Origin of the sequence: Haloimpatiens lingqiaonensis, from assembly GCF_901447495.1 — a bacterium.
Taxonomy (GTDB): Bacteria; Bacillota; Clostridia; order Clostridiales; family Clostridiaceae; genus Haloimpatiens; species Haloimpatiens lingqiaonensis.
Genome location: NZ_CABDWS010000030.1, coordinates 1 through 20,956, shown reverse-complemented (window position 1 = coordinate 20,956; position 20,956 = coordinate 1). Strand labels below are relative to the sequence as shown.

24 protein-coding genes are annotated in these 20,956 nt (G+C 34.6%); 2 read left to right on the top strand and 22 right to left on the bottom strand.

The genetic code is table 11. The annotated features are described in order from the left end of the window. The 11 genes from FGK85_RS07705 to rlmD all read right to left on the bottom strand — a co-directional run bounded on the left by FGK85_RS07705 (position 1) and on the right by rlmD (position 9,269). Positions 1-1,434, bottom strand: a complete 1,434-nt coding sequence (locus FGK85_RS07705) for a HAMP domain-containing sensor histidine kinase (protein ID WP_138205319.1) — start codon at positions 1,432-1,434, stop codon at positions 1-3. A gap of 34 nt (positions 1,435-1,468) precedes the next feature. Further along, positions 1,469-2,017 (bottom strand): phosphatase PAP2 family protein, encoded by a 549-nt coding sequence (locus FGK85_RS07700; RefSeq protein ID WP_138205316.1) that lies wholly within the window; start codon positions 2,015-2,017, stop codon positions 1,469-1,471. A gap of 121 nt (positions 2,018-2,138) precedes the next feature. Further along, positions 2,139-3,590 (bottom strand): relaxase/mobilization nuclease domain-containing protein, encoded by a 1,452-nt coding sequence (locus tag FGK85_RS07695; RefSeq protein ID WP_138205315.1) that lies wholly within the window; start codon positions 3,588-3,590, stop codon positions 2,139-2,141. Beyond that, positions 3,565-3,693, bottom strand: coding sequence for a hypothetical protein (locus FGK85_RS15735; protein WP_279232912.1), 129 nt, complete (start codon positions 3,691-3,693; stop codon positions 3,565-3,567). The genes FGK85_RS07695 and FGK85_RS15735 overlap by 26 nt, the downstream gene beginning before the upstream one ends. Then, positions 3,690-4,043, bottom strand: a complete 354-nt coding sequence (locus tag FGK85_RS07690; RefSeq protein WP_138205313.1) for a plasmid mobilization relaxosome protein MobC — start codon at positions 4,041-4,043, stop codon at positions 3,690-3,692. The genes FGK85_RS15735 and FGK85_RS07690 overlap by 4 nt, the downstream gene beginning before the upstream one ends. A gap of 247 nt (positions 4,044-4,290) precedes the next feature. Then, positions 4,291-4,428, bottom strand: a complete 138-nt coding sequence (locus tag FGK85_RS15305) for a hypothetical protein (RefSeq protein WP_171011360.1) — start codon at positions 4,426-4,428, stop codon at positions 4,291-4,293. Positions 4,429-4,870: 442 nt separating this feature from the next. After that, entirely contained in the window at positions 4,871-5,353 is a 483-nt protein-coding gene (locus FGK85_RS15495; RefSeq protein ID WP_207670527.1) for a hypothetical protein, read from the bottom strand. 8 nt (positions 5,354-5,361) lie between these two features. Then, a complete protein-coding gene (locus FGK85_RS07680; protein ID WP_243122836.1) occupies positions 5,362-6,453 on the bottom strand; it encodes a ParM/StbA family protein in 1,092 nt (363 codons plus the stop codon). Beyond that, positions 6,428-6,820, bottom strand: a complete 393-nt coding sequence (locus FGK85_RS07675; protein WP_138205311.1) for a TnpV protein — start codon at positions 6,818-6,820, stop codon at positions 6,428-6,430. The genes FGK85_RS07680 and FGK85_RS07675 overlap by 26 nt, the downstream gene beginning before the upstream one ends. 28 nt (positions 6,821-6,848) lie before the next feature. After that, on the bottom strand, positions 6,849-7,730 hold the full coding sequence (locus FGK85_RS07670) for a ParB/RepB/Spo0J family partition protein (RefSeq protein ID WP_138205309.1): 882 nt from the start codon (positions 7,728-7,730) through the stop codon (positions 6,849-6,851). A gap of 243 nt (positions 7,731-7,973) precedes the next feature. Continuing rightward, positions 7,974-9,269: a 23S rRNA (uracil(1939)-C(5))-methyltransferase RlmD gene (rlmD, locus tag FGK85_RS07665; protein ID WP_138205307.1), complete on the bottom strand. Its 1,296-nt coding sequence runs from the start codon at positions 9,267-9,269 to the stop codon at positions 7,974-7,976. 525 nt (positions 9,270-9,794) lie between these two features. On the opposite strand from rlmD, the gene FGK85_RS07660 reads away from it, so the two are divergent. After that, positions 9,795-10,532 carry an alpha/beta hydrolase gene (locus tag FGK85_RS07660; protein WP_138205305.1) on the top strand — a complete coding sequence of 246 codons (738 nt, stop codon included), beginning with the start codon at positions 9,795-9,797 and terminating at the stop codon, positions 10,530-10,532. A 374-nt stretch (positions 10,533-10,906) separates the two neighbouring features. On the opposite strand, the gene FGK85_RS07655 is transcribed toward FGK85_RS07660, so the two are convergent. The 9 genes from FGK85_RS07655 to FGK85_RS07615 all read right to left on the bottom strand — a co-directional run bounded on the left by FGK85_RS07655 (position 10,907) and on the right by FGK85_RS07615 (position 17,725). Continuing rightward, a complete protein-coding gene (locus tag FGK85_RS07655; RefSeq protein WP_138205303.1) occupies positions 10,907-11,434 on the bottom strand; it encodes a hypothetical protein in 528 nt (175 codons plus the stop codon). Between the two features lie 20 nt (positions 11,435-11,454). After that, on the bottom strand, positions 11,455-13,311 hold the full coding sequence (locus tag FGK85_RS07650) for an LTA synthase family protein (RefSeq protein ID WP_243122837.1): 1,857 nt from the start codon (positions 13,309-13,311) through the stop codon (positions 11,455-11,457). A gap of 59 nt (positions 13,312-13,370) precedes the next feature. Beyond that, complete coding sequence (locus tag FGK85_RS07645; RefSeq protein WP_138205298.1) at positions 13,371-13,745, bottom strand: DUF134 domain-containing protein; 375 nt, start codon at positions 13,743-13,745, stop codon at positions 13,371-13,373. A gap of 64 nt (positions 13,746-13,809) precedes the next feature. Next, positions 13,810-14,088 (bottom strand): DUF5320 domain-containing protein, encoded by a 279-nt coding sequence (locus FGK85_RS07640; protein WP_138205296.1) that lies wholly within the window; start codon positions 14,086-14,088, stop codon positions 13,810-13,812. A gap of 160 nt (positions 14,089-14,248) precedes the next feature. Next, on the bottom strand, positions 14,249-14,689 hold the full coding sequence (locus tag FGK85_RS07635) for a DUF134 domain-containing protein (protein WP_138205294.1): 441 nt from the start codon (positions 14,687-14,689) through the stop codon (positions 14,249-14,251). Beyond that, complete coding sequence (locus tag FGK85_RS07630) at positions 14,659-15,132, bottom strand: Fur family transcriptional regulator (protein WP_138205350.1); 474 nt, start codon at positions 15,130-15,132, stop codon at positions 14,659-14,661. Before FGK85_RS07630 ends, FGK85_RS07635 begins: the two co-directional genes overlap by 31 nt. Positions 15,133-15,249: 117 nt before the next feature. After that, positions 15,250-16,080, bottom strand: a complete 831-nt coding sequence (locus FGK85_RS07625; protein WP_138205292.1) for an Mrp/NBP35 family ATP-binding protein — start codon at positions 16,078-16,080, stop codon at positions 15,250-15,252. Between the two features lie 602 nt (positions 16,081-16,682). Beyond that, entirely contained in the window at positions 16,683-17,015 is a 333-nt protein-coding gene (locus tag FGK85_RS07620) for a CGGC domain-containing protein (RefSeq protein WP_138205290.1), read from the bottom strand. Between the two features lie 50 nt (positions 17,016-17,065). Then, positions 17,066-17,725 carry a Crp/Fnr family transcriptional regulator gene (locus tag FGK85_RS07615; protein ID WP_138205288.1) on the bottom strand — a complete coding sequence of 220 codons (660 nt, stop codon included), beginning with the start codon at positions 17,723-17,725 and terminating at the stop codon, positions 17,066-17,068. 86 nt (positions 17,726-17,811) lie between these two features. Between FGK85_RS07615 and FGK85_RS07610 the strand changes: the two genes are divergently transcribed. Next, positions 17,812-18,519 (top strand): ATP-binding protein, encoded by a 708-nt coding sequence (locus tag FGK85_RS07610; RefSeq protein ID WP_138205286.1) that lies wholly within the window; start codon positions 17,812-17,814, stop codon positions 18,517-18,519. Between the two features lie 104 nt (positions 18,520-18,623). Here the strand turns inward: FGK85_RS07610 and FGK85_RS07605 are convergent, their stop codons facing one another. Beyond that, positions 18,624-19,115, bottom strand: coding sequence for an HD domain-containing protein (locus FGK85_RS07605; protein WP_138205283.1), 492 nt, complete (start codon positions 19,113-19,115; stop codon positions 18,624-18,626). An 80-nt stretch (positions 19,116-19,195) separates the two neighbouring features. Beyond that, positions 19,196-20,824, bottom strand: a complete 1,629-nt coding sequence (hcp, locus tag FGK85_RS07600; protein ID WP_138205282.1) for a hydroxylamine reductase — start codon at positions 20,822-20,824, stop codon at positions 19,196-19,198. Positions 20,825-20,956: the final 132 nt, after the last annotated feature.

Below are 20,956 nucleotides of genomic sequence, written 5' to 3'. Positions count from 1 at the left end.
TCACTCCTCTTCTATTTCTGGAAGTATGATTTTAACTACAAATCCATCTTCATTATATGCCTTTATACTACCCTTTTGTTGCTCAACAATATATTTACAAACATATAATCCAAGACCACTTCCATCATTCTTACTATTTCTTGATTCATCACCACGATAGAACTGATCAAACACAAAGGCAAGTTTCTCTTCCGAAAGTCCCGCTCCATTGTCCTGAACTCGAATCACAGCCTGTCCATTTTCATCACTCACATGAATGATAATCTTTAATACATCTGTTTGTGCATATTTCATGCTGTTTTCTATAAGATTATCTAATACACGTTTCATCTGATCCACATCAATGGAAACCCAATGTTTCTTCTCCGATGCGTCTATAACTAACTCATATCCTTTATCTGTACTTTCTAGTTCTTTCTCATCCACATACTTATGAATCCACTGCGTAAATTCAACCTTTTGTACAAAAAATGGCATATTTTCTGTTTCCAGTTTTGAGAAGAAAAACAATTTTTGTAATAAAACTTCCATATCGCACGCCTTCTGATAGGAAATCTGCAAATACTGTTGTTTTTTTTCTGGCGTGTTTGCGATTCCATCCATCATTCCCTTGATAAATCCCTTTACTGATGTAAGAGGTGTACGAAGATCATGAGAAATGCCGGAAATCATTTCCGTTCTTGCTTTCTCATATTTTTCTGTCTTTTCAATTCCTTCCTTTAGATGCAGCTGCATCTCATTAAAGGTATGACAAACCTCACCAAATTCATCATCTACATCATATTGGATACTTTCATTTAGATTACCATCATTAATTCGAAGTGCTGCCTGATTCAACTCATCTACAGGCTTCATGATTCTTCTTATCATAGATCTAGTAAAAAGCTGACAGCATAAAAGTAAACCTGCAATTACAATGATACCTGCAATCGCAAAAACAATGATAAACATCTCAAACATACCACGATCCATCCCCCATAAAGACAACTCTCCAGGATAATAAGTCGCGTACACATAATAATCTTCCCCTTTCATCTTCACAATGCACTTTGCAATCGTAACACTTTCCATGCTATAAAGCTGTACTTTTTCTGATGTAAATTCACTATCTTCTAATTCTTCAATACATTCTTTCTCACTATGTCTCACATTAGAATACTGTTTGTTTTGATTTTGGTCTGAGACATATAATTCAAAATGGTAACCTTCTAATTGTTTGCTTAGCTCTTCCCAGTCACTTGGATTTTTCTGATTTTCCATAAGTAATGTCTGCACATCATATGTCTGTTCAGATAATACTGCATTCTGCTCTATAACATTTATGAACTCATCCTTAAAAAGAAGAACAGAACATCCTCCAATTCCAAATAAAATCAACAAGGAAATCAACACCATTGCTGTATTAGATAAAAATATTCTTTTTCTCATTGTCATATTGAAAACCTCCCAGATTCTAAAATCGGATTCCTTATTCTATCGTTTCTTTCCTTACCCAATTTATGCCAATCCAATATACCAGGACTGCTATCATTGTACCAATTACCGCTCCTCCAATTACATCGGATAGATAATGCACACCTACATACAATCTGGAAAATCCAATCAAAGCTGCAAGTATAATAGCTGTGAAACTATATTTCTTTGGCAAACCAAGAAATAAAATAACAGCTGCAGCAAAGGAACTGCCTGTATGTCCTGATGGGAAGGAAAAGTCTGTCGGTCTTTGTATCAGACAAGTCAATCCTTCTATCACATCACAAGGTCTGGTTCTTGCAATCAAATTTTTTAATATCACATTATCTATTATAACGGACAAGAAAAGTGCACACAATGACATAACACCAATTTTTCTCGTCTTTTTCGGTATAAGTAACCCAAGTGAAAGAACAATCCAAATAGCCCCACTGTTTCCTAAATTTGTAATAAAAATCATAAAAGGGGTTATAATATCACTTCTTAGATTACTCTGTATCCATAATAAAATATTCTCTTCAAATAAAATCATATTTTGAAACATAAAAATATCATCTCCTTCTTTTTACTTATCTTACTTATAAGCAATAAATTTGGAGATGATATTTTCTAAATAAATTCTAAACAGTTTTCCATTCTATATAAGTCTCTTTTTTACATTTTCATTATCTTCTGCAACCTCGTCTGCACGCAGGAGCTATGAATTCTTCCTGTTTTTCATTCGCCTTTTTTCGATATTCATATTCTTTCTGAAAATCATCAAAGACGCTCATCTTATACTTGATACCAGACAGGTTCTCACCATAGCCCATTCGTTTCTGATACGCTTTTAATTCTGCCATCTGATCCTCCGATGGTGGTGGAAGAAGCTTTGTTCTTTCTTCAAATGATAGCTTTCTATATTCAGATGGAGATGGAATTGTCTTAGCTTCCTCTTGTGTGGAACCAGCTCCATCACCATGATTTCCCTGCCATTCTTCATTGAAATCTTCAAAGGCAGCACCATAAAAGATTTCGTCATCTGCTTCTGGTATCTGATGTTCTTCACGAAACTGGTCAAATCCTTCATAGAACGATATATCCTTTTTGCTATCATTCGCTGATTCTTTATCTGTTAATATATCAGCTAAATGAACATTTGCCACTTCTTCAGGTGGTGTTGCTTTCCCTGTTTCTTCCCATTTATCATAATCTTTAATACTGTCATTTGCCTTCTCTATCTCCGCATCTAACCGTTCATATTCCAGTCTTTTCATTTCCTTCTTTTCCATATATTCTGTAATCCCGACAACTGTGAACTTATCTCCCAGCTTCGAGCCTCTGACTGCCTGTAGTCTGCCACCCTTCCCTGGTTTATGTGGAAGCGCATAGCTGATGGTGTTGCCTTTAAGACGGATATTGATCCGATAGACACTCCTTAATTCTTCCACTACATCATCAATAGTCTTCGTGTTACGGCTGTTCATGGCAAGTCTGATATAGGTACGAAGCTCATCCTCGAAGGATAACTTATTGCGTTTTTTCATCTGGTATTCAGGGAATGTCTTACGTACTCTTTCCTTATCTGCCACATAGAAAGTATCTCGGTAAGAGTGTGTCAATCCGCGCTCCCTGCATTGTTCCCCAAAGAACGCACACATTTCTCGTAGTTCCTTTGGTCCTCGTCTGTAAGAACTACCATCCTTTAAATTGCAGTTGCTGACAATAAAGTGAACATGGATATGCTCTGTGTCTGTATGAACCGCAAATAATACTTCATACCCCTTTGACCAGAAGAACTCTCTTGCAAAGTCCTGTGCCATCTGGAATGCATCCTCATAAGTGACTTTATTGTTGTCTTCTGGATGAAAAGAAATAGACATCTTATGTGCTAGGATTTCATTTGGAAGCCATCTGCTGTATTTCTTTTCATGCATCTTTCTTGTGATGAGCTGTGTATTGGTAAAGTTATCCCGATTACACCCCAATGCCATATAAAGGTCATCTCTGGTCTTAATGATACCTTCTTTTCTCTGCTGTTCCATGTTGCCAAGGATATAATCCGTTGCACCTTTTAGCTGTCCTACGGACTTGCAGGGTGCATAGTTTACCTTAACATTTCCATATACCTTTTCCATAAATTTTCCTTTCCGAAGCTGACTTGCTGCTCCACTCTTTCTTGTTATCTGTCGTTACTGCTTCTGATTGCATTTCAACACCTGCTATTGCGTCTACAATCATAGGAGTTTCTCCATAATACTAAGAAGTGCATTCTCAATTCGTTCCAATGCCCGCTTTGCCAGCCACAGGTTCGAATCACTGTAAAGATCTGCATACATATTGGTTGTCCTTGCTATCTGATTGATGTTCACTCCCTGCTTCTTGAGTTCGTGTGCTATCTCTTTCAAAGAATCCCAGATATCTTTTAAGGTGACACCATCTACTCGTTTTCCTGCATTGGTATCTAGAAGATATTGCAGAAAATCCGCATTACTGTCATAACCACTTTCTGCTTTCTGTTTCTCATAATCTCTCTTTAGACGTTCATCTGCTCGAATGTAGATGACTTCGTCTCTGGTTCTGTTTGCCATAGGCTTCCTCCTCTCTGTGTGACATTGTGTTTATAACGCACAAAAGGAAGCACAATATAAGTTTCCTTACATCTGCTTCCTCTTTAAAAGTTGCTATTCCTAGCACTGTTGTCTTGTTGTTACCTTGTGACTTTCCTATAAATTGTTGTGGCTATAGGCATAGCCATTATTTCTTACATCTGCAAATATGATGGCTACACAAATCACTGTAAGTGATACCACTCTTCCAAATCGAATCATTCTGTTGCTACTTTTCCATAATATCTGCTACGCATCTTTCCCATTCTGTAGCCTTATAGCATCCTAATTCATATCTTGTGTATCTCTCTGTAGCCATTTGCAATGGAAAATAAATCCATACAATCCCTGTTTTCGATATTTCCATAGCCATAATCTTGGCATTGCTCTGTCAGCAGGGCACATCATCCCCATTGGTCTGTCCGTGACGATAGAGCCGTCACTCCCATCCCGAAATCATCCTTCCGCTCTACGCTCCAGTCTGATTTCACACAACTCTCCCACAATGTCGTTGTGTCACGACAAGTCCGTTGCGTTGTGGATGATATAGGCAGGTAGTACCGTTGGCTTGCCAACTCGTCAAAAAAATAGAACCACAACGGCGTTGTGGTTCTATTTTCTCTCCTCATTGTCTGCTCCAACGGTGCTACCTGCTCATGGGCTTCGCCCCCGAGACCCCCTGACATAAATCAATCCATCTTTGCATGAGATGGTTTGATTTATGTCTTTCCTGCAATTGTGCCCAAGGAACTGTAGCCGATTGTTTTGGTGGAATCAACTGTGTTGCATCGGCTATGTCGGGGCTGTTCTTACAGGTTGAAATCAAGAAAATCATTCTCTTCTAGCTCCTCTGTGAAATCTGTCCGTGACTGTACTGATGAAATCTCCGTATTTCTTTCTTGCTGACTGGCTTTATTCTCTTTAGCAGAAGCACTTGCATTCATCCCAACATTGATTGGAACAGCTCCACCTTGAAATCCTACAGATAACATAGACTGTTGTTGCATCAGATACATTCCTGCAAGTGCCGGAAGGTTTGCAAACGCTTTCTGTGTCACCTGTTCCACGATTCTGTCTGCAAACGCATCTTCCTTTTCTCTCGTTTCCAAATACGGATCATTCATTTCCTTCTGAAAGCGTTCATAATAGTCATTGATTGCGCTTACCACAAATTCATTCTGTGATTTGAAATTCTCATTCACTTCCTTAGAGTGAAGATTTTCCCATGCTTTTACAGCATCCTCATTTCTATGGCTGAATCTGACATTATAATTCCAGTTTAACTGTGCCATCTAACCACCTACTTTCTGCCCTGCTGATGTCTGAGAATCATATAGCAGTAATACTCAAATCCTTTTGCATTCGCTTTAATATCATGATCAAATGTCACTCTGGCTGGATCATATTCTCCAAATGCCTCCATGATAGTAGCTCCACCGCCCATGACATAAAGTTTCATGAGCTTTTCATTGTATTCATAATCTTTCAGTTTCTGGAAAATCTCCTTCACATATTCTTTAGCTGCTTCCTTCATTAAAGACGCATAAGGCTCTGTCACATCGGTGTCTCCCAACCGAAAGAAATTCTCAATGACATCGCTCATCAGTTCCGTTCCTGTCTCATCACGAACCTTATTTCGAATACGAATCATGCACTGATTGATTCCAAGCTTTTCCGTCCACGATTTACTCTCCATTGCTCTTCCATTGTTTAACATCATCAGATTCAGTGTGCCATTTCCAATATCTACAAGCAGGTTCATTCCCTGAAAGAATTTCAGATTCTCAGCTACCGCCGCATAGCACTGTGGCATAACTGTACATCCTGCAATCTCTAGTTCATAGATTCGCTTCTTATATTCAATAGTTACATGGGTGTTTTTTAACATATAGCATCTGAATTCTTCCCTCTGTGCCTGCACCCATTTTAACGGAAGTCCTACTGCCAGATGAATCTTTGCAAAGTTTCTGGTATCTGCCATGCCCCTTGCCTCTAGCTCCTTCACAACCGCTGCCATTGTAAGGATATAGTTATCCTCATCTGTGACCTTATCTGCTACAAATCCTTTGTGACCTTCCCCGATAATATAGAATTTCTCATCAAACTGGATATAATCTCTGCTGAAAATTGGTGGCTTGTCACTACAGCTTACTGCGGTCGAAAAACATCTTCTGGCTGTCTTTACATTGCCATAACCTGTGTCTACTCCGATAATCATTGTTCCATTCATGTTGTATTCTCTAATTCTTTCTGTCATAAAATCCTCTCTTTCCTCAGCGTTTTCGCTGAATAAACCATTGTTATTGTTTATAATGTTGTGATTGCCTGAATTGCAATTACTGTTGTTGCTTCTGTTTGAACTACCTCTAGTAAAATCTGTATACGATGTCATGAAATACAACCTCCTCTGCTGTTTGCTTTGCCTGTTCTCTAAGTTTCCATAGTTCCATTGTGGATGATGGATTGCTCGGCTTGTGTGATTTCAGATACTGATTCGTGATGGCATCAATCATTTCAATGGCTTCCTCATTTACTTCCAATGCCTGCTTCTGTAATTCTCCAAGTCTTACCAAGTGGCGATATCTGTCTGGATGGTTCTCTTTCAGATACCTCTTCCAGATATCTCCATGCATTCCTGCAAATTCATTTATATTCGTTACATCCGTTTCGCTTACAGCAAGGTTCGGGTATAATAATCCATCTTCACCTTCCGTATAAGTTCCACCTAATTGTTCAAATAATGATTTCTCTTTGCTCATAATCTCTCTGCTCCTCTCTACGGTGTTGCTATCTGCCTCTTCCTTTGTGAATCGGCTTCATCTCCATACTTTGTTGCTCATGCCAATCCTTCACCAGCTTTTCAATCAGCTCCACCTTCTGCTTTGGTGTATAATCTGATGGAAAATATTTTGATAAAGAATCTGCGTTGATTTTAAGCTGCTCCCTCTGATTCGGCTTTTCCTCTCCGAGGACTTCATACATCTGATCCATATCAAGTTTCCCCGACTGGCTCATTCGTTTCATGCGATTCGCCTGGGATAAAGATGGAGTGCACTGCTCTAAGTCCATAACAGCATGAAGCTCATACTGTTCTTCTTCCTTTAAATAAGAAAGTTCCACCGCAATTGTAAATGCGATTTTTCCTTCATCTACCATATCCAGTATCTTGGGAATCAGATTGGTCAGACGGATATACCGCTTAATCTGCGCCACGCTTTCTCCCACCTGCTTTGCAAGAAGCTCATTGCTTCGCATCCCGCCTTCTGGCTTCGGCTCAACTTGGACCGAAGTGCTATCGATTCTTTTCCCTTGTCTGTTCATGGCTTCCAGTTTCATCTTAAAAGCATAAGCTTTCTCGCTTGGTCTGATATTCTCTCGTTGGAGATTACTGTCAACCATCGCAATGATTGCCTGATTGTCGTCCAGATTTCTCACGACAACAGGTACTTTTGCTAATCCCGCCCAATTACATGCTGCTTTTCTACGATGCCCTGCTATTAATTCATAACCATCACCGTAAGGGTTTGGTCTTGCAAGTAAGGGAACAATCACGCCTTCCTGCTCAATACTCTGTGTCAGTTCGAATAACTCTGCATTTTCTTCTACCTTAAATGGATGATTCTTGAAATCATGCAGTTCATTCAGATTCACCATAATAATCTTGTCCATTGCTTCTCCTTTCCAATAACGCAAAGAAGCCGCCCATTCTCAATTTCTTGAAAATGAACGGCTTCATGCCTTTTACTCTTATTTAGTTAAATAGTGAATTTTCCTTGGTCTCTCATATGTTCCGAGACACCACATCGAGAACTACAGATACGTTGACTCCATCCAAGACTGCCTTTTTGTATGTTTTTCGGTCACTTTGTGAGAAAGTGAAATGTCTCTCAAAGTGCCTAAAATCAAGGATTCTTACGAATTGGTCCGATGTAGTGCAACTATGGTTTCCACATGTGGCGTCATAGCAAACATGTCCACCGGCCATGCCTCCTTGGCTATATAGCCCTTCTTATTCATATACTTAAGGTCTCTTGCTAAGGTTTCTGGGTTACAGGAGATGTACACCACCCTTTTGGGACCCATCTTCACTATAGAATCCATAAATTTTTCGGTGCTACCACTTCTTGGAGGATCCATAATAACTACATCTGCACTTTCACCTCTACATGCCATGTCTTCCATAAATTCTCCAGCATCACCTGCATAGAATGTGACATTATTAATTTTATTTCTCTTTGCATTAAAAATAGCATCCCTTACAGCATCGCCATTTAATTCAACTCCAATAACCTTCTTTGCATGTTTACTTGCTATAAGTCCAATTGTACCAATGCCACAATAGGCATCAATAACCTTTTCCTTTCCTGTAAGCTCTGCAAGCTCAATGGCTTTTTCATAAAGAACTTGAGTTTGGATAGGGTTAACTTGATAAAAAGAACGTGACGAAATCCTAAAAGTACACCCTAAAAGCACATCTTCAATATAGCCTTTACCATATATGACCTGCTCCCTATCTCCAAGAACCATACTGGTGCTTTTATTATTTATATTTAGTACAATAGTGGTTATCTCTGGATGCAATTTACGAAGCGCCTTTACAAAGTTATTTTTAGATGGAAATCTTGTGCATGCCACCACTAAAACTACCATAATCTCGCCAGTTGAGAATCCTTTTCTTATTAGCACATGCCTTAAAAGTCCCTCTCTTTTATCCTCATCATAAGGATTTATTTTAAAGGACTTTAAAAGTCCACGAATAGAAACAATTATTTCATCTGCTTTTCTGTCTTCAATATAACATTTTTCCACAGGTATTACCTTGTGAGTTCCTGCCTTGTATATTCCAGAAATTATATTTCCACTTTTCTCTCTATGAAATACTGCATGAACCTTATTTCTATAATGATAAGGATTTTTCATTCCTATTACAGGATGTACATATATATTTTTTCCTAACAATTTTTTAACTTCAATTTCTTTATCTTTTAACTGTTTTTCATAAGGTATATGCAAATTTTCGCATGCTCCACATTCCTTGTATTTAGGACATACTACTTGCTTATTCTCTTTTGAATTTAATTCTTTTACCTTAGTATTTTTTTTGCACATTGTTTTATTATTCTCTCTAGTGGTTTTATTTTTCTCTCTAGTGGTTTTATTATTACCTCTATCAGCTTTATTTTTCTCTCTAGTGGTTTTATTTTTCATACAAGATATCTCCTATTTTTGTAAATACATTTTTATTTACACTTATTTTAAGTCTGGATACTTCTTAAATTTTATCAATTTCTATCTTCTTGTGCAAGAAAAAACCTTTTGCCAAAAGGCCAAATCACCTTTAACAGGATAACCTTCTTTATAATATACTATAACGTAAATTAGAAAGAGGAGTTTCCTTGTTTATATAATCACATCACAGTATTACCCATTAAGTAACTATGTTTTTCTCACGTACAAAATAAAAGATTTATTTCTTAACCCTAAGTTTATTCCTTAATAGGATGGTATAATATTCTTAGTATTATTCTTAGTATTATTTAATATATTGATTAACCCACAATAAGGTACAATGTGGTGGAATTATGAAATTTCTCCTCCATGACTTGCATAAAAGCTCGGAACAATAAATTTAATTTGAGAAATTTCATAATTCAAGTAATATAATGCTTTTTGTGGGTTAATCATATATTAAAATAATGCTATGAAAAAATAATCCATAATGAGGTGAAAACAATGAAAGGCCATATACACAATTTAACCATCTCTGATTATGAGTGTTCATTATATCTTCCCTCAGAATACTACACAAGCCATAAAAATTATCCTGTTGTATATATAAATGGAGATTCTATAGAACAAGATTTTATGGAAGATATAGAACCCCACTTTGGTGCGGACTATGGCGAATTTATACTTTTAGGCATTCAGTCAAAAAACTGGAATGAGGATTTTACCCCATGGCCTGCTAAGTCTCTAACAAAAAAGGGCGAGTCTTTTGAAGGAGGTGCCCTAGATTATCTTAATGTTCTTACAAATACTATTAAGCCATTTATGGATGAGCACTATAAAACAAAACCTGAACCTTCAAATACTGCACTTATTGGATATTCTTTAGGAGCACTTGTTTCATTATACGCTCTTTATAACTTTGGAGCCTTTGGTAAAATAGGAAGCCTCTCTGGTTCATTGTGGTATGATGATTGGGTAGAATTTATGAATTCTCATATACCTGTAAATGTCTCTGCAAAGGTATATATGTCTCTTGGTAGAGGTGAGGAGAAAAGCCGCAATAAACGTATAGCTAAAGTAGGAAGTTGTACACGCGAAGCATTTAATATATTAGAAAAGCAACTTTCATTTAAAGGGAATATTATACTTGACTGGAATGAGGGTGGGCATTTTACAAAAATACCCTATAGATTTAAAAAAGCATTATTATGGCTTATGAAAGACATTCATAAATTTATGTAAATTAAATTTATGCATTCTTCCATATAAATCATGTAAATATTTTATATCTAATTTATCTAAGGATTAACCCACAATAAGTATTACATTGCTTGAATTATGAAATTTCTCTGGAATGAGTTGCATAAGAAGCGAAGAAACTATTTAAATTTAATTTTAGAAATTCTTCTTTTAGACAGATAAAATTATCGTAAGCCTGGCAAGGACGCCAGGCTAGCGAACCTGAGGCAGGACGCTGAATGTGAGCGTTAGATAATTTTATATGGCTAAAAGATTAGAATTTCTTAAATTAAATTTATTGTTCCAAGCTCTTATGCAAGTCATGGAGGAGAAATTTCATAATTCCATTACATTCTACCTTATTGTGGGTTAATCATCTAAGTATATATTTTTAAGAAATACTCCGTAACATGATTAACAATCAAATAAAATATTCCTAAATATGCCCATGAAATGACAGTAGTTTTAGCACACAAGGCTATTTTATTTTTTCTTTCTTTATTACCTTTTGCTGCTATAGATAAACACTTTACAGCTCCACCTATACCGATAATAGCAAGTATCAAACTTTCAATAAATACTATTGGTATAATAAGACATGCTGCTGCAAATAACCAAGCCCACCATTCAATCTTAGATTTTTCTTCCCTCAGTATATTTAGTGCACCATATTCGTTTACTGTAAGATTGTATTCGTATGCTAGTTTATTTGGAACTATATCCAAATTACATTGCTTATCTTCCACATTAAAAGATAACTTCACTTCATCTCCTAATAAAGCTCTCTTTTTCATAATAAATTTATCATCACAATACAGTGAACTCTTTCCACTAAAAGCATTATGTTTTAGCTTAATTATATGCTTTGTATCCTCATTATTAAGTTCCCAACATACTATCTTCATGGCGATTCTCCTTATTAAAATTATTTTTTATCAAAATAATTGCTCCTTATTAACTTATCTCCTAAATCTATTGTTTTAAGTGTATGCTCCTCTTCTTCTTTAGTGCCTTTTCCAATAAATTTACGAGTAGCTAAAAATGTATAATTCCTATTAGTCTTAACTAAAATACGCCCCATAGCTGTATGACTAAACTCTTTTTCCTCTATTCCCATTAAATAAGCTACGGTTGGCATAATATCCAGCTGACCGCCATTTATATTTATTACTTGTCCCTTGGAACCCTTACTGTATATGATAAGAGGAACTTTCATATTTTTTTCTGCCCACCATAACTCTGAAGGCTTTATTTTTGAAATTTCATCTTGATAAAATTTATGCACACCAGTATGATCTCCAGTAATAACTACCACGGTGTTATCTAAACCAATCTCTTTATCTATATTTTCTAAAAATAATCCAATATGTTTATCTGTATAATGGAAGGCTTGAAAGCTTGCACCTAATTTAGTTCCCTCAAACCTTTTTTCTAAATTCAATTCCTTCAGGTTACTCGGTAACTCAAAAGGACAATGACTTGTTAATGTAACCATAAAGGTATAAAAAGGCTTCTTTTGCTTTGATATCATTGGCACAACTTGTTTTAAATAAGTGCCATCACTAATTCCCAGACCTATAAACTCATCTCCCTTAAAAGAAGCTTCATCAATACACTTATTAAACCCTATGGAATATAATGCTTGCATCCAATTCCAATAAGCTCCCTTATCTGGGTGTATTGCTAAAGTTGAGTAACCCCTGTTTTCTAATAAATTTGGTAAAGAATTATATTTATTCCCCGGATAACGGAAAAAAGTACTTCCACTTCTTACAGGTGAAACAGATGTATTAATCATTAAATCGCAATCGGAACTTGTCCCATTCCAAACCTGCTCATGAACATTAGGAAAATACATACTCTCCTTTAAAAGTTTATTTATATTAGGAGTAATCTCTTGTCCATTTATTTTCTTTCCTATCATAAAAGTTTCTAAAGATTCTACTTGCAGAACAATTAAATTTTTTCCCTTGAATATCCCCTTATACTTATTATCTGGTAAGTTTTCTTGTTTTTCATCATACCACTGTTTAATTTCTTTCTTTTCACTTTCTGATAAAACATATTGCTTACACTCATCAAAGTAAACGAAAATGTCATTAATATGATATCCTATGGGACCAAGATTTGATAAAGTTTGATTAGGAGACCAACTTCCCTTCCAAATTCTTTGATTTTCAAATCCCCTTCCGTAAACATCTACTTTATAGTGGTCATAAACCACATAACCAATAGAAATTACAAGAACAAAAATAAATAAAAGTACATTTCTTTCTACACCCTTATATAAATTTTTATTTCGTATTGCTAAAAATATAAAAAATACTATGTCTATTATAAAAACTAAATCGATGGTGTGAAACATGGATAAAACAGAACTGCCTAAGTTATCTAAATTAGTAAACTGCTTTAATAAATGTGGTGATAAATAAGATGAGTATCCCCTATAATACCATATGTCAGCTATAAATAGTATTGTAATAATAATATCTAAAACTATTAAACTCCAAATATGCCCCCTACCCTTGAATAGAAAGGATATGGATAAAAACATAGCAATAAAGGCCCCTTGTAAAATTATAGGTGGAACACTCATAAATGCATGTATAATATCAATTTTAGAGGCATTTACACTTGGTACAATACATATAAAAAATAATCCTTTAAGCATTAATGCTATAAGAACATATTGAAAAAAAATGTCTCCTTTCAGTTGCTTCATGCTATTTTGTAAATAAACCCTTAAACTTTTCTTTACAGAATAATTTAAGTTTGTTTGCATATCATTCACATGTCTCACTCCTAACTAACTATTCATAAGTCCTCTCTTCATATGCATGCCTAATCCCCTATTTTTCTATTTCTTCCATGCCTATGTCTACCGCAAATACATCTTTCACAATTTTCTCTATCTCCAAAGTCACTACAAAGCTTATAGTCACCACCTTCTATTTTCAGTATCTTACCATTTACCAAGCTATCTGCTATTTTCCTACGAGCATCATCATATATTCTTTGTACCGTAGAACGTGCAACTCCCATTATCTCTGCACATTGTTCTTGATTTAATCCTTCTAAATCCATAAGTCTTATAGTTTCATATTCCTCTACCGTCATTATCATTAATTCACTTGCGCTTTTAGCCACATTAATAGGTCCAAATTCATCTACTTCTGGTAATGCACAAACTCTCCTCCATTTTCTAGGTCTTGCCATTGCTTACTACACCTCCGCAACATACATTGGTCATATAAATAAAGGGTGGAAATCCACCCCTTATTTATTTATCATCTTGAAAAGTATTTAATTCACTCTCAATTACATTAAGTCTGTTTTCAAGAATGACCTTTTGTTCTTTGAGTAAATCCTTTTGATTTTCAGAATTCATTGCATTGTTAAAGCCATTTCTTCTCAAGCCTCTTCTGCAACCTAAACCTAATCCTAATCCTAAACCTACTCCTCCAATTGCACCAAGAACTTTAGCTGTACTACATAAGCCCATACCTCTTCCTGTCATTGAGCCCATTCCCATTGGACCTGTACCATCTCTTCTTGGCATAAACTCATCTCCTTTTTAATTTTAGTTTTGGGCATTTGCCCTTTACAACCATTATACTCGTTTTTGGGCATATGTCAATAATTATTTATACTAATAGTTATTATAAAACCATTGGAAGAATATAGCGCACCCATAGAATTATCTTAGGCATCCTATTCTATTAATCTGTGTTTTTACACCATTTTTTACAAATCTCTGCCTTTTTACTACACATAATTTTATCTGAACCACAAACAGGACAGTTATATTTATCCTGTTCATAGTTCATTTCATATAAATTTCCGCAGTTAAAGCATTTAAATTTACAAAATGTGGCTCTGTAATTTCCACCATTTATCCTTATAGCATTCCCTTCAGTTAAAGCAATAGCTATCTTTTTTCTTGCACTATCTATGATATTTTGAAAGGTTTGTCTTGATACCTGCATTCTTTCAGCACACTCTTCTTGATTTAACCCCTCAATATCCTTAAGCCTCATTGCTTCAAGTTCTTCTACTTTTAATACTATTTCTTCAATATCGCATTTAGGCTTACCCCATGGAACAAAATAAGTATCCTTAGGAAAAAATTCTACTCTTCTAAATTTTGTTGGTCTAGGCACTTTGATTCCTCCTTGCATTTACTACATAATCCTACAAACATAATGTTTGAATCATATATTTCCAAATTATTTTCTTCTTCAACTTTTTTATTTAACTTTACATATTCAAAATTTATACTTTGACTATCTATATCAATTATACTATTACATTTAAAACATTTAAAATGAATATGCAAGGGTTTTCCACTAAATATTTTCATTTCATAATAACTTGTTCCATTAATATTTATTTCTTTTACTATTGCCAATTCCTTAAATACCTTTAAAGCTCTATAAACTGTAGCAAGTCCTATATGGTATTCTTTTATTTTCTCATATATCTCTTTTACATTTAAATGAGTTTTACTATCTAAAATGGTTTTTAACACTATTCTCTTACCTATAGTAAACTTATATCCATTTTTCTCTAAGAGCTTCTTAAAAGATATCAAATCATCTTTCATAAAATCATCCTTCGTTTTTGATAATTCATTAAATCTAGATACATTCATATCATACAAATCTCATATCAATTAGATTTTCAGTATCTTTTTCTATCACCAAAATTTTCATTTTCATTATTATTCCTCCAATTCCTTTATTATATTTGTCACTATAGGATTGAAAATCAATTCAAGACTTTCATTTGCATTTTCATAGGAATAATCACTTAAGTTGCTTATACTATTTAACATAGGGAGTTCTCCTAATAATTTTAAATTCATTCCTTCTAAGAACTTATCTATATTTTCTCCATTAAAAAGTTTTATTTTTTTACCACAATCAGGACAAGTTATATAACTCATATTTTCTATAACACCCAAAACATTAATATTCATTTTTTTTGCCATGTTTATTGCTTTTGAAACTATCATAGAAACAAGATCCTGTGGAACTGAAACCATCACTATACCACTTATTGGAATAGATTGCATTACTGTTAAAGCAACATCACCTGTACCAGGTGGCATATCAATTACTAAATAGTCAAGATTTCCCCAAAGCACCTCTGTCCAAAACTGTTGAACTACACCTGAAATCATTGGACCTCTCCAAATTACAGGATCGTCTTCATTTTCAGTAAGAAAATTTAATGACATAACCTTTATACCATCAAAAGTTTCAACAGGTACCATCATTCCTTCATTGTTTTCTACTCCCTTTCCTCTAAGTCCAAGAAGTCTTGGAACACTCGGTCCTGTTATATCAGCATCTAAAACTCCTACACTATATCCAAGCTGTTTTAAATATTTGGCAATAAGTACAGATATTGATGACTTACCTACTCCCCCTTTTCCACTCATAACAGCAATAATTTTTTTGACATTGTTTAATGGATTATTTTTAACCATACAACTTTTTTTATCTTTTGAACATCCAGAATTTGATGGACATGTATTGCACTCTGCCATAAAATCATCTCCTAAAATATAATATTGGCATTTGCCAATATCATATTACTCCTATTTAGAGTTATTGTCAAATGCCAATTATAAAAATAAACATATATACAAATTAAACTTTAATCCCATATAAATGATTCAAAGATAATCAAAGTATTTTCGTGGGAAATTTTAAAAAAACTGATGCAAATATATTTAAGTAAAGAATTATATTTGCATCAGTTTAATTTTTTATATCTTAAATTTTAAACTATTTTATTTTAATCCTTAAAACTACATCTCAATATCATTTCATCAAATTCCCCATTTAACTAAACTTTTGGTGGAAGAATTGTAAAAATGTACATATCCCTTAAATTAAAAATCTTATAAGCCCATGTTCTTCTTGGTTATTAATACTACATTTTCAACGTGGCTCGAGAGGACTTTTATAATGTCAACTCAACCCACTTTCGTTTAGGTAACATATTATAATAACTTCGACCGAGTTTCACCCTTATTTTTTCTATATTATAGAATAAATAACGCAAGTTCCTTAGACATATTGTTGACAGCCTAAAGGTTGTGGGGATAGGTGAAATATTAAGTAATCATTTTATTAAAAGCTACGTTTAGTGCGTATAATCTATAATAGTTACACTATCGCCTAGTTTTTTAATAATTGCTTCTTTCATTTCCTTAGCATGTGGACAGGCAAAACCAATGGGATTCCCTTTCGTAATACAAGAGCACAAAACTATGGTATCAGCACCTCTTTTAACCATTTCTGCAGCTCTTGTTACTGCTTTTTTGCCAGGGCATCCTCCGCAAGTATTAAACCCTATAATCTCAATGTCTCCTTCTACTCCTTCGAATGCACACTTTTTTTCTTTAATGACTTTAAAATCTGTTGTTCCAGGACACATATCCTCTGTTTGCATACATCTAATTAATCCAACCTTCATAAAAAATTCCTCCTTAATATAATCTTTTAAAAAATAGTAACTAATTTATTTTAAAGAATTTCAAATTCATTCTTATTGAATTTTAACAATCCTTCATCTCGCATATTAGATAGCTCACGTGACAGTGCACTTCTATCTACACAAAGATAAAATGCAAGTCCTTCTCGGTTATAAGGTATTGAAAATTTTTTTGAATGATTCATTTGAACTTGTGTATTGAAAAATGCTAATAGCTTTTCTCTTGTAGTACGTTTTGATAATATCTCCATTTTTTGATTCAGCATTATATTTTTTCTTGCAATCATAGAAAGCATATTTTCTATCAGATTCCAATAAAAAACACAGGCATTATTACACGTTTTGATGATTCGTTTACAATCAATAAACATTATTTCGCAATTCTCAGTGGCTTGCACTGTAATAGGACATTCATAAATATCAGCATATGCAAATGCTTCTGCAAAAATATCATTAATACCTAAATGAGAAAGAATATTGATATTACCTTCGATATCTTCTTTTATTATTTGAATGCCACCTGACAAAACTATTCCAACATAGTGAACATGAGCACCTTGTTGTATTATCAAATCCTTTTTTTTATAATAATTAACCTTTGCAGATAGGCAATTTAAAATACTTTCCAAATCATTCAAATTAAAATTATTGAACAATTCATTATTTTGTAGTTGCTTAAGATATTTCTTCATAGCTCACCTCTTATGTTGCAAATGCAACCGACATCTTATGTTCATTATACTATACTAATACTATAAAAAACAAAGAGGACTTCAAAATGATTAGAAAAATAATAAAAATAGATGAAGATAAATGTAATGGTTGCGGATTATGTGTTACAGCCTGTCACGAAGGAGCCATTGGTATGGTAAACGGAAAAGCGAAGCTTCTTCGTGATGATTATTGTGACGGACTTGGTGACTGTTTACCGGCTTGCCCAACCAATGCAATCAGTTTTGAAGAAAGAGAAGCAGTAGCATATGATGAGGCGGCGGTAAAGATGAATATGGAAAATAAGCAACCTGAAAATTTGGCTTGTGGTTGTCCTGGTACTCAATCAAAAACGTTCAAGCGTAATGTTATTAGTGAAACCAAGGCAGAAACATCTGCAACAATACAAACCCAATTGAACCAGTGGCCAGTACAAATTAAACTTGCTCCACCAAACGCACCTTACTTTAATAATGCTCACCTACTAATTGCAGCCGACTGTACAGCATATGCATATGGCAATTTTCACAATGAATTTATGAAAAACAAAATAACCCTTATAGGCTGTCCAAAGCTGGATGAAGGTGATTACAGCGAAAAGTTCACTGCCATACTAAAAGTGAATAATATAAAATCTTTGACAGTAGTAAGAATGGAAGTTCCATGCTGTGGTGGTATTGAAAATGCTGTTAAGACAGCCCTTCAAAACAGTGGAAAACTCATTCCTTGGCAAGTCATAACAATTTCAACTGATGGCAAAATTCTTGAATCATAATTCATAAACTATATATCTTTACACCCGCAAAGTCTAGGACACTAAATCTTGCGGGTGTTCTTATTTTTTCTATATCAAAAAGTATTCTTAATTCTTAGTTTAGACTATGATAAATACATTTGTTTCAAAAAGTTTATCCCTGCATCCGTTTTATAATAATTGTCTCTTATTTTACAAATTGCTTCCTGCGAAATTTCATCTTCATATATATTGATTAAAAAATCTGCTTCAACAAGAATTTGAAAATCTATGCCATCAATAGCTGTATATGTATGATGATGTCCTACAATAAAACACACTCTTGAAATTATAGTGTCTTCAAAATCAAGCTTTTCAAGTAATTTCTTTGCTAAAGCAGGTCCTTCAATTTGTTGATACTTTCCTGAACTCGAATTATATTTCTGCTCACTTAATTTAATTCCAATATCATGAACAATTGCTGCAATTTCTAAAACTTCTTGGTTTAAGCAATCTACCTTCTCCATCTCTCCAATTGTTTTTGCGAAGCTATATACTTTCATAAAATGATTAATTCTTTTCACATCACTTGCATAATATTTAATCATTTCATTTATTAAAACAGATTTTTTATCCATGCTGTATCCCTCCGTTTATAAAACAACTCCTGACAAAGGCTATCAATTGTCAGGAGTTATATATTGTTTATTTATTAATTTTATGACATGAATAACTTAATATCATCCTCAACTGTACCAATACCTGCAATACCAAATTTCTCAACCAAAACCTTTGCCACATTAGGAGACAAAAAGCCAGGTAGTGTTGGTCCTAGATGTATGTTTTTCACACCTAGATACAGTAATGCCAAAAGAACAATAACTGCTTTCTGTTCATACCAAGCTATATTAAAGGCAATTGGTAACTTATTGATATCGTCCAGACCGAAAACTTCCTTAAGTTTTAGTGCTATAACTGCTAGTGAATAAGAGTCATTACACTGACCTGCATCAAGTACTCTTGGAATTCCACCAATGTCACCTAAATTCAACTTGTTATAACGATATTTAGCACAACCCGCAGTAAGTATTATAGTATCCTTTGGAAGCTTTTCGGCAAATTCTGTATAATACTCTCTTGACTTCATTCTTCCATCGCACCCTGCCATAACAAAGAACTTCTTAATTGCACCTGATTTAACAGCTTCAACAACTTTATCAGCAAGTGCCAGCACCTGATTGTGAGCAAAGCCACCTACAATGCTTCCTGTCTCAATTTCTTCTGGCGAAGGCAGTGTCTTAGCAAGTGCTATAATTTCTGAAAAGTCTTTTTTACCGTTTTCATCGGCTTCAATATGTGTGCAGCCAGGATATCCAGTAGCTCCAGTAGTAAAAATTCTACCTCTTACTTCTTCGCTTCTAGGCGGAACAATGCAGTTCGTTGTAAAGAGAATAGGACCACGGAAGGATACGAATTCGTCAAGCTGTTTCCACCATGCGTTTCCATAATTTCCTGCAAAGTTGTCATATTTCTTGAAAGCAGGGTAATAATGTGCAGGAAGCATCTCACTATGAGTATATACGTCAACGCCTGTGCCCTTAGTTTGATCAAGAAGCTGCTCAAGATCAGTTAAATCATGACCCGAAATAAGAATGGCAGGATTTTTTCTTACCCCGATATTTACCTCGGTAATCTCTGGATTTCCAAATCTCGTTGTATGTGCCTCATCCAACAAAGCCATTACCTTAACACCGTATTCTCCGGTCTTGAGTGTTAATGCAACAAGGTCATCAGCTGTAAGAGAATCGTCTAGTGTTGCCGCCAATGCTTCGTAAATAAAAGCATTAATATCTAAATCCTCTTTGCCAATATTCTTTGCGTGTTCGCCATAAGCCGCCATACCCTTAAGTCCATAAATAATCATTTCACGCAAGGAACGAATGTCTTCATTCTCTGTTGAAAGCACACCCACGGATGTTGCTTTTTCAATCATAGTTTCTCTTGAATCCACCGTGAATATTGATGCATCGTGGAAATCGTTTAGGTTAACAGAATTTCTTAGTTCATCTCTTAGCTTAATCATTTTACTGATTTGCGCCTCAATATGAGCATCATCAAAGTTTGCGTTGGTAATAGTCATAAACAAGCTGCTTAGAACCTCATAATTAGTCTTATCAAAATTACTGATATCAACCTTTCCTTTTACAACAATATCTGAAATTCCTTTAAGCGTGTATATCAGAAGATCCTGAAGATTTGCGACTTCTTCATTTTTTCCACAAACACCTTTCACTGTACAACCTGTATTTTTCGCTGTTTCCTGACATTGATAACAAAACATACTCATTTTGATTCCTCCTCGTATAATAAGTTTATAGCAGTCATTTAACTGACTATAAACTTATTTATTTTTATATTTTAGTATAGATAAGAAAGTATCTATGTTTTTCTGTGGGGATTCTCCCAATTCCATAGTTGC